The sequence below is a fragment of the Thermobacillus sp. genome (assembly GCF_003390775.1).
GTDB classification, from domain to species: Bacteria; Bacillota; Bacilli; order Paenibacillales; family Paenibacillaceae; genus Thermobacillus; species Thermobacillus xylanilyticus.
Genome location: NZ_QEWA01000033.1, coordinates 154,793 through 168,155, shown reverse-complemented (window position 1 = coordinate 168,155; position 13,363 = coordinate 154,793). Strand labels below are relative to the sequence as shown.

General features: G+C 63.2%; 9 protein-coding genes. 8 read left to right on the top strand and 1 reads right to left on the bottom strand.

The genetic code is table 11. The features are described 5' to 3' along the window. Nucleotides 1-25: 25 nt before the first annotated feature. Complete coding sequence (locus C6W55_RS06880; protein WP_286892054.1) at nucleotides 26-946, bottom strand: LysR family transcriptional regulator; 921 nt, start codon at nucleotides 944-946, stop codon at nucleotides 26-28. A 182-nt stretch (nucleotides 947-1,128) separates the two neighbouring features. Between C6W55_RS06880 and leuC the strand changes: the two genes are divergently transcribed. The 8 genes from leuC (at nucleotide 1,129) to C6W55_RS06840 (ending at nucleotide 13,131) form a co-directional block, all read left to right on the top strand. Beyond that, nucleotides 1,129-2,547 (top strand): 3-isopropylmalate dehydratase large subunit, encoded by a 1,419-nt coding sequence (leuC, locus tag C6W55_RS06875; protein ID WP_015254675.1) that lies wholly within the window; start codon nucleotides 1,129-1,131, stop codon nucleotides 2,545-2,547. Between the two features lie 31 nt (nucleotides 2,548-2,578). Further along, the gene (leuD, locus tag C6W55_RS06870; protein WP_015254674.1) at nucleotides 2,579-3,178 is read left to right on the top strand and encodes a 3-isopropylmalate dehydratase small subunit; all 600 of its coding nucleotides are present in this window, start codon (nucleotides 2,579-2,581) and stop codon (nucleotides 3,176-3,178) included. 233 nt (nucleotides 3,179-3,411) lie between these two features. Then, nucleotides 3,412-4,851: an N-acetylmuramoyl-L-alanine amidase gene (locus C6W55_RS06865; RefSeq protein WP_015254673.1), complete on the top strand. Its 1,440-nt coding sequence runs from the start codon at nucleotides 3,412-3,414 to the stop codon at nucleotides 4,849-4,851. A gap of 13 nt (nucleotides 4,852-4,864) precedes the next feature. Continuing rightward, on the top strand, nucleotides 4,865-5,452 hold the full coding sequence (locus tag C6W55_RS06860) for a GerMN domain-containing protein (protein ID WP_232427793.1): 588 nt from the start codon (nucleotides 4,865-4,867) through the stop codon (nucleotides 5,450-5,452). A gap of 57 nt (nucleotides 5,453-5,509) precedes the next feature. Further along, a complete protein-coding gene (locus tag C6W55_RS06855; RefSeq protein WP_286892053.1) occupies nucleotides 5,510-8,281 on the top strand; it encodes an S-layer homology domain-containing protein in 2,772 nt (923 codons plus the stop codon). A gap of 175 nt (nucleotides 8,282-8,456) precedes the next feature. After that, complete coding sequence (gene nth / locus C6W55_RS06850; protein WP_286892052.1) at nucleotides 8,457-9,104, top strand: endonuclease III; 648 nt, start codon at nucleotides 8,457-8,459, stop codon at nucleotides 9,102-9,104. 57 nt (nucleotides 9,105-9,161) lie between these two features. Then, nucleotides 9,162-9,413: an NAD/NADP transhydrogenase alpha subunit gene (locus tag C6W55_RS06845; protein WP_286892051.1), complete on the top strand. Its 252-nt coding sequence runs from the start codon at nucleotides 9,162-9,164 to the stop codon at nucleotides 9,411-9,413. Nucleotides 9,414-9,441: 28 nt separating this feature from the next. Beyond that, complete coding sequence (locus tag C6W55_RS06840) at nucleotides 9,442-13,131, top strand: dynamin family protein (RefSeq protein WP_286892050.1); 3,690 nt, start codon at nucleotides 9,442-9,444, stop codon at nucleotides 13,129-13,131. Nucleotides 13,132-13,363: the final 232 nt, after the last annotated feature.

Genomic DNA, 13,363 nt, shown 5'->3' with positions numbered 1-13,363 from the left:
GCGCATTGCCAGACTTCCCCGCCGGTCAGCCGCCGCTCTTGCCGGGCGACGGCGCGGCCGCTCCCGGGGCGGTCTCCCGAAGCGTCTCGATGAACGCCCGCGCCGCTTTCGACAGGTAGCGGCCGCTGCGGCTGGCGATGACGAGGGTGCGCGTCGGAGCGGACGCAAGCCGCAGGTAGACGGGCGAGAACGGCGTGCCGGGCGCCCGCGCCACCATCTGCGGCACGAAGGCGATGCCCATGCCGGCCGCGACCAGCGACTGCACCGTCTCGATGTTGCCGCTCTCGAACACGATGCGCGGCTCGATGCCGGCTTCAAGGCACAGGTCGAGCGTAATTTTGCGAAACCCCTGGCCTTTCTTCAGCACGATGAACGGCTCGCCGGACAGCTCCGCCACTTCCACGCCGCCGGTTCGCCCGGCCAGCCGATGGCGGGGCGGCACGGCGAGGATGATTTCTTCCTCGATCAGCGGCTCCCAGGTCAGTGAAGGATCGCCGAGGGGAAGCGAGAGGAGCGACAGGTCGGTCTGTCCGCCGGCCGTGAGCTGCTCCAGACGCGATGTCGTATCTTCGACAAGCGTCACTTCGATCTCGGGATAGCGCGCCCGGAAGACGGGCAGAACATGCGGCAGCACATGCGCACCCGTAATCGGGAGGCTGCCGACGATCAGCCGCCCTTTGCGCATTTGCGCGAGGTCGTCCATCTCCTGGCGGAGCTGCTCGACGGCATCCAGAATGACCGCCGCCTTCTCGATGAAGACGGTGCCGGCGTGGGTCGGCTCCACACTGTTCGTCGTGCGGCTGAACAGCAGGACGCCGAGTTCGTTCTCGAGCTTCGACAGCTGCTGGCTGAGCGAAGGCTGGGCGATATGCAGTTTCTCGGCGGCGCGGGAGAAGTTCCGCTCCTTCGCGAGCTGCACGACGTATTGCATTTGTCGCAAATCCACGAATCTTGCACGCTCCTTCAGGCAAGAAACCGTTTTTCGAATCAGAAAGCCGATGGTGCTATAGGTGAAACCTATTGCCTATATAGTTATTATATCTTTGTTCAATCAATGAGAACATGATAAAATAGAACCAGCATAGGCGGGACGCCGCGCTCCCGCGCAACCGACAATGGGGTGATCGCATGGCGAAGACAATGTACGAGAAAATCTGGGATAACCACGTCATTCATTCGGAGCCGGGCAAACCGAGCATTCTTTACATTGACCTTCATCTGGTGCACGAAGTGACGTCGCCGCAGGCGTTTGAAGGGCTGCGCATGGCCGGCCGCAAGGTCCGCCGTCCGGATCTGACCTTCGCGACGATGGACCACAACGTGCCGACGAAGGATCGGTTCAACATCACCGACCCGATCTCGAAGCAGCAGATCGACACGCTGACGAAGAACTGCCGCGACTTCGGTATCCGGCTGTTCGACCTGAACGACATCGACCAGGGCGTCGTGCACGTCATGGGTCCGGAGCTCGGGCTGACGCAGCCGGGCAAGACGATCGTGTGCGGCGACAGCCATACGTCGACGCACGGGGCGTTCGGCGCGCTGGCGTTCGGCATCGGCACGAGTGAAGTCGAGCACGTGCTGGCGACGCAATGTCTGCAGCAGGCGAAGTCGAAAACGATGGAAGTGCGCTTCGTCGGCAAGCGCAAGCCGGGCGTCACGGCGAAGGACATGATCCTCGGCCTGATCGCGAAGTACGGCACCGACTTTGCAACCGGCTACGTCATCGAGTACACGGGTGAAGCGATCCGCGAGCTCTCGATGGAAGAGCGGATGACGATCTGCAACATGTCGATCGAGGCGGGCGCCCGCGCCGGCATGATCGCGCCGGACGAGAAGACGTTCGAATATCTGCGCGGCCGCGAGTACGCGCCCAAGGGCGAAGATTTCGACCGGGCGGTCGAGTATTGGAAGACACTCCGCACCGATGAAGGCGCGGTCTTCGACAAGGTCGTCGAGTTCGACGTCGAATCGCTCGTACCGCAGGTCACCTGGGGCACGAGCCCGGGCATGGGCACGGACATCACGTCCTGCGTGCCGGATCCGGACAGCTTCCCGACGGAGAACGAACGGAAGGCCGCGGCAAAAGCGCTTGAATACATGGGCCTTACGCCGGGCACGCCGATGACGGAGATCGAGATCGACTACGTTTTCATCGGCTCCTGCACGAACGGCCGCATCGAAGACCTGCGCGCCGCCGCCGAGATTGCCCGCGGCTACAAGGTGCATCCGCGCGTGACGGCGATCGTCGTGCCGGGTTCCGGCCGCGTGAAGATGCAGGCGGAGAAGGAAGGCCTCGACAAGATTTTCAAGGAAGCGGGCTTCGAATGGCGCGACGCGGGCTGCTCGATGTGTCTGGCGATGAATCCGGATGTGCTGCAGCCGGGCCAACGCTGCGCGTCGACGTCCAACCGGAACTTCGAAGGACGCCAGGGCCGCGGCGGCCGGACGCATCTCGTCTCGCCGGCCATGGCGGCCGCTGCGGCGATCATGGGCCGCTTCACCGACGTGCGGGATTGGAAGATCAAGACCGAATTGACGGTCTGATTCGCAAAGTGAACGGAGAGGAGCATATACGATGGAACCTTTCATCCGACATACGGGCATCGTCGCGCCGGTTGACCGCGTGAACGTCGACACGGACGCGATCGTACCGAAGCAGTTCCTGAAACGGATCGAGCGGAGCGGCTTCGGCCAGTTCCTGTTCTATGAATGGCGGTTTGACGAAAGCGGCAATCCGAATCCGGATTTCGAACTGAACAAGCCGCGCTACAAAGGCGCATCCATTCTTATCTCGCGCGCGAACTTCGGCTGCGGTTCGTCCCGCGAGCACGCGCCGTGGGCCATTCTCGACTACGGCTTCAAAGTCGTCATCGCCCCGTCGTTCGCCGACATTTTCTACAACAACTGTTTCAAGAACGGCATTCTTCCGGTCACGCTGAGCGAGGAGCAGGTCGACGAACTGTTCCGCCGCACGGCCGAGCATGAAGGCTACCAGCTCACGGTCGATCTGGAAGCGAAGAAAATCACCGACGGACGCGGACTCGAAATCGGATTCGACCTCGACGAGCATCGCCGCCAGTTCCTGCTGCTCGGCCTGGACGACATCGGCCTGACGCTGCAGCATGAAGACAAGATCGCGGCGTACGAAGCAAGACGCGCGGCACAGCCGTTCTGATCGCGGACGGATAAGAGCCGTTCCGGATTTTCCGGAACGGCTCTCGTGCGTCAGGCACCTGAAAATGCGCGAAATCACGCGCAATCGGGAGATTTCCGGCGGTTTAGTCGTTCGGTCCCATCTTTTTCGACATCTCGCAACTTTTCTCAGGTACAGGCGTCTAATCCTTCAGACAAGCGTTCGGCTACATCAGCTTCTACGTTTGCAGTATTTCCGCAGCCAGAGGTGGACCCATGAAGAGAATTGTTGCGTTGCTGTCTCTGTTGTTCGCGCTCATTGCGCTGTATCCAGCCGAATCGCATGCCGCCGAGCCGCCGAGCCTGTACATGAACGGCGTACGGATCGCGGAAGGCGCAAGCCCGCGCGTCGTGAACAACTTCACGATGGTTCCCATCCGCGTCATTGCCGAAGATATCGGCTACACCGTCAATTGGACCGCCGGCACGGATCAGGTCCGCATCTCGAACGGCAGTTCGCTCATCGAACTGACCTTTGGTAAAGATACCGCGCTGGTCGACGGCCGGGAACTCAAGCTCGGGGCCGCCGCATTTGTCGACAAGGGCGTCACCTATGTGCCGCTGAGGTTTGTCGGGGAGCAGCTCGGTCTCCAGGTCTATTGGGATTCGTATTCGAAATCGGTTTTCCTGTACAATCCGCAATCGGCCAACCCGGATGAAGGCGATGCGGACGGCGATGAAGGAATTGGGACGGAAGATGGAGAAGTAAAAGAACCGGGCGGTGAATTGCCGGCCGTGCCGGCAGATGCGCTCGCCGTCGTGAAAGAGATCCAATTCGACGGCGCCCGCCGCGTCACGGTGCTTTTCCAGGGTTCCATGACGCCGAACAAGCCGCTCTGGTCAGGCACGAAACTTGTCATCGACATTCCCTACGCCTCGCTTTCGCCGGAGATCATGGCGGACCTTGCCGCCCGGAAGGCGTCGCAGGGGGAACTGATCACCGACACGAGGGCGCTCGAACGCGTCCGCTATTCGTACTACAGCAACAATCCTTCGACGGTTCGGGTCGTATTCGATCTGAAGGTGAGACAGGACTACGAGATCACGCTTGAAGAAGGCGCGCTTCATGTCGATTTCGTGCTGGAAGAATTGCCTGCAGCGGATCCGAACAAGAAGTACAAGGTCGTCATCGACGCGGGGCACGGCGGAGAAGATCCCGGCGCGCCGAGCGTGACCGGCGATTGGGAGAAGACGTTCAATCTGGCCGTCGCGCGCAAGGTGTACAAGCTGCTGGAACAGGACAGCCGGATTGCGCCCTACATGACGCGGAGCGACGACACGTACATCGGTCTGTACGAGCGGGCCGGTTACGCCAACAACCTCGGCGCGGACCTGTTCATCTCGATCCACGCCAATCGCTACACTTCTTCGGTCAGCGGCGTCGAGACCTACTACAACCGCGCGGAAAGCCTCAAGCTGGCGGAGGTGCTGCACAAGCATCTCGTCAAGGCGACCGGATTGCCGGACCGAAAAGTGCGCAAGGCGAATTTCGTCGTCATCCGGGAGACGAAGATGCCGGCCGTTCTGCTCGAATGCGGATACCTGTCGAACGAGAAGGACGCGAAGCTGCTGTACACGGAATCGGTGCAGGACCGGATCGCCGCGGAGATCGTCGCCGGCATCAAGGAGTACCTGACAGCATACGGAGGGAAGTGATCGCGTGCGGAAAATGTCGGGATTGACGGCGCTGCTCGTCGCCATGCTGCTGATCGCATCCTGCGGGAAAGGAACGGAACCGGCATTGCCCGGAAACGGGGCTGACACGAACACCCCGGCCGCGGGACAGAACGGCGAGCCGGAGACGAAGCCGGAATCGGTGACGGTGAAGTACTATGTCTCGGACGAAGAGATGAACAGCCTGATCGAGAAACAGACGACGATCGAACCGGCCGGACCGGGGGATGTTTACCGGCTGGCCATCGAGGCGCTCAAGCAGGAGGATGAGGCGGCCGGCGAATTTTCGTTGTGGAAGAACGCGATCTTCCGTCAGGTCGAACTGGACGGCGGCGTGCTGACGGTCGACATCTCCCTGCCCGGCGAAGCGCGCCTCGGTTCGATGGGCGAATCGCTGGCCCTCGAAGCGATTACCCGGTCGGCTTTCCAGTTCGATGAAGTCGAAGCGCTCGAAATTCTGGTGGATGGCGAACAGGCCGAAAGTCTGATGGGACATGAGGAGCTTCCTCATCCGATCGAACGGGGAGCCTATCCCGACGACCTGAATTTCCGGACTGCGCAAGCCATGCAAGACGAGCCGTAAACGCTGATAGCGGACCGGCGGATGCCGGTGAACTTGATGGGAGGGGAACGAACATTCATGGCAGTACATAATTGGAAGAAATGGCTGTCTGCCGCGCTTGTCTGTTCGATGCTGGCAGGCGGCGGCGCGGCCTATGCGGAGTCCGACGACGACGCGGCACAAACGGGGACGGAGGCGGAATCGACGGACGCCGGCGCGAATGCCGGAACGGACGGCGTATCGGACGGTGGAGACGAAAGTCCCTTGCCGGTTTCGGGCACCGGGTTCTCCGATGTTCCGAACAACCACTGGGCAAGAAAGCATATTACGAAGCTGAACCTTCAAGGTATTGTCCAGGGCTATGAAGGCAAATTCAATCCCGCCGCGAGCGTCTCGCAGCAGGATGCGGTGCTTATGGCGCTTCGCTTCACCGGCGCGGCGGAGAAGGTCGATCCGGATACGCAGGTGCTGTTCCCGGATTCGTTCATTGTATCGGGCTACGCCAAGCCGTACATCATGCAAGCGATCTATGAAGGGCTGATCGAGGAGAAGGAAGAGTTCCGCCTTGCGGAATCCGAACCGGACAAGGCATGGGGAACGAAACCGGCAACCCGGGAATGGGTGACGAAGCTGATCATCCGGGCGATCGGCGAGACGGCCAAGGCGGAAGCGATGGCCCGGGATCTGCCCGCGTTCGCGGATGCTTCGCTGATTTCCGACATGTACGTCGGCTATGTGAACGCCGCGGTCGAACTGGGCATTGTGAAAGGCATTTCGGCCGACCGGTTCGCCCCGAAAAATACGGTTTCCCGCGCCGAGCTGGCGACGATGCTGAGCCGCGCGCAATATCTGTATCCCGTCGAATACAAGCGGCAGCACAGCGGCATCCTGACTTCGCTGAGCGGCACGCAGCTGACGCTTGCGCATGAGGACGGCACGACGCAGACGTTCACGCTCGATTCGGATACGGCCGTGTACCGTTTTGATTCCGAGAGCGCATCCTCGCTTGCGAATCTGAAACTCTATACGCAGGCGGCCGTCATCGCGGACGGCCGGCGGGCGCTCTACGTCGAACAGATGGACAATGAGGAGCGGCTGGAGAAGACGACCGGCGTCATCGTCAGCATCGATTCTTCCGAGCGGCTGCTGTATGTGAAAGTCGGCACGCCCGTCGTGACCATTCCATACGAGAGCGACCTGGCCGTCCTGGACCGCGCAGGAAGCAATCTCGGGCTGTCTGCACTGGCCGAGAACAGCGAAGTCGACATCTTCCGCGAGACGTTCAGCGAGTCGAAGCGGGCGGTGCGGATCGAGCTGAAGTCCGCGCCGGTCAACAAGCAGGGACGGGGCAAAATTGTCAGCATCCAGCCCGGCGTAATCGAAATTGCCGACGACGGCGCCGAAGCGGCGGAAACCTGGGATATCGCGGCCGCGGCGGTCATTTCGAGACAGGGATCGCCGGCCACGCTGTCCGATCTCCGCAGCGGCGATGTCGTCTCGTACACGGTGAAGAACGGCGCGATCACGCAAATTGCGGTCGAATCCGGCGCTTCGCGGACGGTGACCGGTCTGTTCGACGGTTTCAGCGCCGACCGCAGTTCGATCATCTATACCGTGAACAACAAGAAGGAAGTCAGCGATCTCGCTTCCGGCGCGACGCTGGAAATTCCGGGATTTGCCGCCGCGTCCTGGGACGACCTGTACAAGGACGACCGGATCGAGCTGACCCTTGACGGCAGCGACAAGGTGACGGGGGTCAAAGTGGTCGGCCGGAACATCACGACGGTGAACGGCGCGTCGATCGTCAACCTGTCGAACGACACGCTGACGTTCAAGGACCAGAACGGCAAACCCGCCGCCGTTACCCTGAACAGCAAGACAAGGATCGAAATGAACAATTCGTATCTGTCGCTGGATGCGGCCAGAATGTTTTTCGTTGCAGGCCGCAAAGTGACGATTACGTATTCGGAAGACCAGGCGATCACGATCCGTTTCGCTTACCGCCATACCGGCACGCTGCAGTCGCTGAATACGGCCGGCTCAAGCATCGTACTCAAGCTTGATGACGGCAGTACGGTGACCATCCCGTACCAGACGCCGGCGGTCCAGATCCCCGGCAAGGCGGGCGCGACGATCTCGGATCTCAAGCCCGGCGACCGGGTCACCGTACAGCTTGATCAGAATCTCGACAAGGCGCTTGCCATTCTGGCGCACCGCGTCGTGCAGATGAACGTGGCATCCGTTGACGCGTCCGCCCGCAAGGTGCGGCTCACTTCGGAAGCCGGCGTGACGAGCGAGTACACGCTCTCGGCCGATACCCGTCTTCTGGACGAAAACGGCAGCAGCCTAACGCTGTCCCAGCTGGCGGCGGGCCGGACGGTGAACGCCGAGTTCGCCGGCAGCGATCTGATCCAGCTGCAGACGGTTATCGTGAAAGTGGGCAAGATCGTCTCGACTTCGCCGGGCGCCGTCTCGTTCGCGGCTTACGGCGGTTCGGTCGAGGATATCGCGCTCGGCGCGAACTTCAAGATCGTCAAGAACGGCGTCGTCTCGACGTCCACGGCCGCGCTGGCCGCGAATGACCGCGTCGAGATCCGGACGAGCGAGTCGGGCGAATACGTCGTGACGGTCATCGCCGGACAGGTGAAGACGTTCTGGAAGTATGACGCCGCCGCGAACGAGATTCAGGTGCGCAAGACCAGCCTGAACGATCAGAACCAGTACAAGCTGTCGAACGATACGCTCATTACGTCCGGCGGGCAGACGATCGCCGTCACCTCGCTGAAGATGGACGACAAGATCGCCCTGTACATTCATAACGGCAAGCTGCTTGAAATCGAAAAGCTGTAATCTTGCAATTTCAGACTTGCTGAATTGACCCGTGCCGCCCCGCGCGTCCGCAAGGATGCCGGGGCGGTTTCTTTCGCACATATTGCGGCTGCCGGTATTTTTCGATACACTACGAACGAATGCTGTCGGCAGGCGTCTGAAGATGCGGACGGGTTTAAGCGGGAGTGGTGAAGCGATGAAGCCGGACAAGATGCGCACTATTTTGGACACGATCGCCGGAATGTTCCCCGATGCGCATTGCGAGCTGGTGCACAGCAATCCGTTCGAACTGACGATTGCGGTGCTGCTCTCCGCGCAGTGCACGGACGAGACCGTGAACAAGGTGACGGCGGATCTGTTCAAGAAATACAAACGGCCCGAAGACTATCTGGCTGTGCCGATCGAGGAGCTCGAGCAGGATATCCGCCGCATCGGCCTGTACCGGAACAAGGCGGCCAATATCCAGAAGCTGTGCCGCATGCTGATCGAGAAGCACGGCGGCGAAGTGCCCCGCGACTACGAATCGCTCGTCGAACTGCCGGGCGTCGGCCGCAAGACGGCGAACGTCGTCATCTCCAACGCGTTCGGCGTGCCGGCGATCGCCGTCGATACGCATGTGGAGCGGGTATCGAAGCGGCTCGGCATTGCGAAGCCCGACGATTCGGTGCTGGAAGTCGAGAAGAAGCTGATGCGGCTCGTGCCGCGGGACGAATGGACGATCACGCATCACCGGCTGGTTTTCTTCGGCCGCTACCATTGCAAGGCGCAGCGCCCGAACTGTCCGGAATGTCCGCTGCTCGATCTGTGCAAGGAAGGAAAAAAGCGCATGAGGCCGTCGGGCTGACGGCATACTATTCGGAGATACACGCATTCGACATTGAAGACAGAGGTGAGCCGCGCAATGCGTTGTATATCCGTCTATACGCGCGACTTCGGATCGTTCTCGGATCTGTATGAACAGATTCTCGTTTCGCTGCCGGCCGAGAACGAAGAGATCGTGCTGGAAGGCATTACGGTCAGCGGCGCGGGCGAGGTGCCCGAAGGCTACATCGAACGGCTGCGGGAACGGCCGGATGTGGTCGTCATGAAAGAACGGACGCACAGCGCGACAATTTTACAACACGGCGATCTGTTCGAGATTTGTCTGCCCTGACGGGGGCCGGCATGGAGAGGAGAAGAACGTGGGGAACCAAGGGGAGCTTGCGGCGCGCATTTCCGCCGCGCTGGACGATATTCGGCAACAAATGATCGCGGCCGGAGACGATACGCATGCGCAGCGGGTCGGCGCGCTGATCGGCAAACTGGCCGAGCCCTTCGCGCAGGTGGCGTTCTGCGGCCATTTTTCCGCGGGCAAATCGACGCTGGTCAACCGGCTGTGCGGCAGTCGGCTGCTGCCGTCCAATCCGATTCCGACGAGCGCGAACGTCGTCACGATCCGGCACGGCGAGCCGAAGTCGGTCATTCGGCTGGCGCGGGACGGCCGGCGCGAGACGAGGACCGTGCCGCTTGACGAGCTGGAAGCGCATTGCCGGGACGGCGAAGGCGTGGAGTCGATCGAACTGTATCATCCGGCCGCGCTGCTTGAAGGCGGGGTGGCGCTTCTCGATACGCCGGGCATCGACTCGACGGACGACGCGCACAAACTGGCGACAGAGTCGGCGCTTCATCTCGCCGATGTCGTCTGCTATGTGATGGACTACAATCACGTGCAGTCGGAGATCAACTTCGAATTCGCGAAGCGGCTGGCCGACTGGGGTAAGCCGCTTGTGCTCATCGTCAGCCAGGTGGACAAACACCGCGAGGCGGAATTGCCGTTCGCAGCCTATCGCAAGAGCGTCGAGACGGCGTTCGCCGATTGGAATCTGTCACCGGCTGCGATTCTGTACATCTCGAACCGGCAGCCGGACCATCCGTATGACCAATTCGAGGCGCTGCAGGCGCTGCTGGCCGGCATCGCCGGGATGAAGGAGGAGCTGAGCGCATACAGCGTCCTCAGTTCGGCGCGCTATCTGATCGCCGAGCACGGCCGCTGGCTCGAAGCGCGGTCCGAAGGGGAGCGGCAGCGGCTCATCGAGGCCGCAGGCGGCGAAGAGGCGATGACGGCGGTGCGGGCCGAGCTGGACGCGCTGCGCCGCGAGCTGGAGGAGCTGAAGCGCGGACCGGCAGAGCTGAGACTCAGGCTCCGCCGCGAAACGCAATCGCTGCTCGACAACGCGAATGTGATGCCCGCCGCGGTGCGTGATCTGGCCGGCGCGATGCTGGAGAGCCGCAAGCCGGGATTCCGCGCGGGGCTGCTGTTCGCCGGCGCGAAGACCGCCGCGGAGAAGGCGAACCGGATGCGGCGGTTCGTGGACGAGCTGAACAACCAGGCGAAGGCGGCGGCCGAATGGCATTTGAAAGCGATGCTTCGGCAGGCGGCCGAACAACTCGACTGGCGGGGCGATACGGTCGAGCGCGAGCTGATCGATCCGGTCGGCTTCGAGTTGACCGAGACGCAAGCGGAGTCGCTGATCAAGTCGGGCGCGGTGTTCGGCAATGAATATACGATGACGTACAGCCGGGATGTGGCCGAAGCGGTGAAAGCCGGGTATCGCGAGCGGGCCTGGGCGGCCATCGACCGGCTGGCCGAAGCCGCCGCCGCGCGCGCGGAAGCCGCGGCATCCGCCGCGGCGGAGAAGCTGGCGGCGCTGGCGGAGCAGGCGCGCGCACTGGACGCGCTCGAGGCGCTCGACGCGGAGCGGCTCGGGGCGCTGGCCCGCCTCGAAGCGCTGCTGCCGGAGACGCCCCCGCGTCCGGCGCTGCCGGAGGTCGAAGCGCCGGACGCAGCGCCGGCTGAAGCAGCGCAGACCGCGCCGGTGCGTGCGGCGGTGGATCTGTCCGCCGCGGTGAACGCAGGTGCCGCGGCCGGCCCGGCCGATCGGCCGCGGCGGTCCGGCGCGCCCGCGCCGGGAGAAGGCGCGCTCGGGCCGCAGCGCCGCGCGGCCGCCCGGCTGCGCGAAGCGGCGGCGCTGGTGGGGCCGCACGCGCCGCTGAAGTCCGCGGCGCAGGCGATGCTGGCCAAGGCGGAGCGGCTCGCCAGCGGCAAGTTCACGATCGCGCTGTTCGGCGCGTTCAGCGCGGGCAAGTCGTCGCTGGCGAACGCGCTGATCGGCCGCCGGGCGCTGCCGGTGTCGCCGAACCCGACGACGGCGGCGATCAACCGAATCGCCGCCCCCGAGCCGGGCGAACCGGACGTGCATGCGCGCATCACGATGAAGACGCGCGAGCAAATGGCGGCCGATGTCCGCCATTCGCTGACGATGCTCGGCCTGGGCGAAGAGGCCGGCAGCACGGACGATCTGGACGCGCTGCTCGAGCTGGCGGCGCGGATCACGCCCGACCGGCTCCACCCCGGCGGCCGGCCGCACTACGCGTTCCTGAAGGCGGCGCGCCAGGGCATCGCGTCCTGCGGCCCGCTGCTCGGACAGCAGCTGCGCGCCGATGCCGAGGCGTACCGCTCGTACGTCGCGGACGAGACGCTGTCCTGCTTCGTGCAGGAGATCGATCTTTATATCGACAGCCCGCTGACGGCGCAGGGCATCGTGCTCGTCGACACGCCGGGCGCCGATTCGGTGAACGCGCGGCATACCGATGTCGCGTTCCACTACATCAAGAACGCGGACGCGATCCTGTTCGTCACCTATTACAATCACGCCTTCTCCCAGGCCGACCGGCGTTTCCTGACGCAGCTCGGGCGGGTGAAGGACCAGTTCGAGCTCGACAAGATGTTTTTCATCGTCAACGCGGCCGATCTGGCCGCGGACGAAGCGGAACTGCGGGATGTCATTGCGCACGTCGAGGACAACCTGCTGAAGCACGGCATCCGGCATCCGCGGATGTTCCCGGTGTCGAGTCTCGCCGCGCTGGAGGCGAAGCTGAGAGGCGAGGCGGACGAATCGTCCGGCATGCCCGCGTTCGAGCGGGCGCTGGCCGGCTTCGCGGCCGGGGAGCTCGGCGGGATGGCGCTCGAGGCGGCCGATCGGGAGCTCGAACGGGCGGCCGGGGCGCTCAAGCGCTGGCTCGACGATTCGCTGCAGGACGAGGCGGTGCGGCGCAGCCGGCTGGAGACGCTCAAGCAGCGCGCCGCCGAAGCCGCCGATGCCGTCCGCGCCGCGGCGGCGGATGCGCCGTTCGAACCGCTGCGCCAGGAACTGGGCGAGCTGCTGCACCACGTGCAGCGCCGCGTCGCGTTCCGGTTCGGCGAAATGTTCGGCCTCGCGTTCCATCCGTCGGCGCTGCAGGACGACGGCCGCGATCTGAAGCGCGCGCTCGCCGCGTGCTGGGAAGAGCTGCGCCATGCGCTCGCCGTCGAGCTCAGGCAGGAGCTGCAGGCGACATCGCTGCGCATGGACAACGCGCTGCGCCGGCTGGCGGCGCGGCTGTACGACGCGGAAGCAAGCCGGCTGAAGGCGGAGCTGGAAGGGTTCGATCCGGCGCCGTACGAAGTAGAGGTGCAGTCCGCCGCCCCGCACGACGACGGCTGGACGACGGATGCCGTCGACATGAAGCGGCTGTGGAGTCTGTTCAAGAGTCCGCGGAAGTTTTTCGAACAGGGCGGAAGAGACGAAATGCGCGCCGAGCTGGAGCGGCGGCTGGAGCCGGACATCCGCCGCTGGATGGAAGAGCGGGCCGCCGCCTGGGAGGCGGCATACGCATCGGCCTGGCGCGCCGCGGCGGAAGCGGCCGCGGAACGGCTTGCGGGCGAGATCGGCGCCTTCATCGGCAGTTCGGAGGCGGCGCTTGCCGGCGCCGCGCGTCCGGATGAACTGCAGGCCCTGCTCGAACGGCTGGAAGCGCTGCGGGTGGATGAAGGCATTTCTATCACGATTTAAACGAATATTTGCAAGATCGCAACCGGCGTCCGGATTCACGGGCGCCGGTTTTGCCGTCTGTACGGCGATCCTTCCTCCGGATGTCAGAGAAACGGCGAATACGCCAGCCATCCGCGGTGATTCGGAAGAATGACGGGAAATAGTTCTCCTTATTACCGCGATTCCGAGAGTAAACACGGAATATCGAACGGCACCATGTTTGCCCCCGGCACGGCAAGCTGTTAAGATTCAT

Bases quoted from the DNA above. Each gene is read 5' to 3' on its own strand.
- leuC (WP_015254675.1), top strand. From the start codon at position 1,129: ATGGCGAAGACAATGTACGAGAAAATCTGGGATAACCACGTCATTCAT.
- C6W55_RS06865 (WP_015254673.1), top strand. From the start codon at position 3,412: ATGAAGAGAATTGTTGCGTTGCTGTCTCTGTTGTTCGCGCTCATTGCG.
- C6W55_RS06855 (WP_286892053.1), top strand. From the start codon at position 5,510: ATGGCAGTACATAATTGGAAGAAATGGCTGTCTGCCGCGCTTGTCTGT.
- C6W55_RS06845 (WP_286892051.1), top strand. From the start codon at position 9,162: ATGCGTTGTATATCCGTCTATACGCGCGACTTCGGATCGTTCTCGGAT.
- nth (WP_286892052.1), top strand. From the start codon at position 8,457: ATGAAGCCGGACAAGATGCGCACTATTTTGGACACGATCGCCGGAATG.
- C6W55_RS06860 (WP_232427793.1), top strand. From the start codon at position 4,865: ATGTCGGGATTGACGGCGCTGCTCGTCGCCATGCTGCTGATCGCATCC.
- leuD (WP_015254674.1), top strand. From the start codon at position 2,579: ATGGAACCTTTCATCCGACATACGGGCATCGTCGCGCCGGTTGACCGC.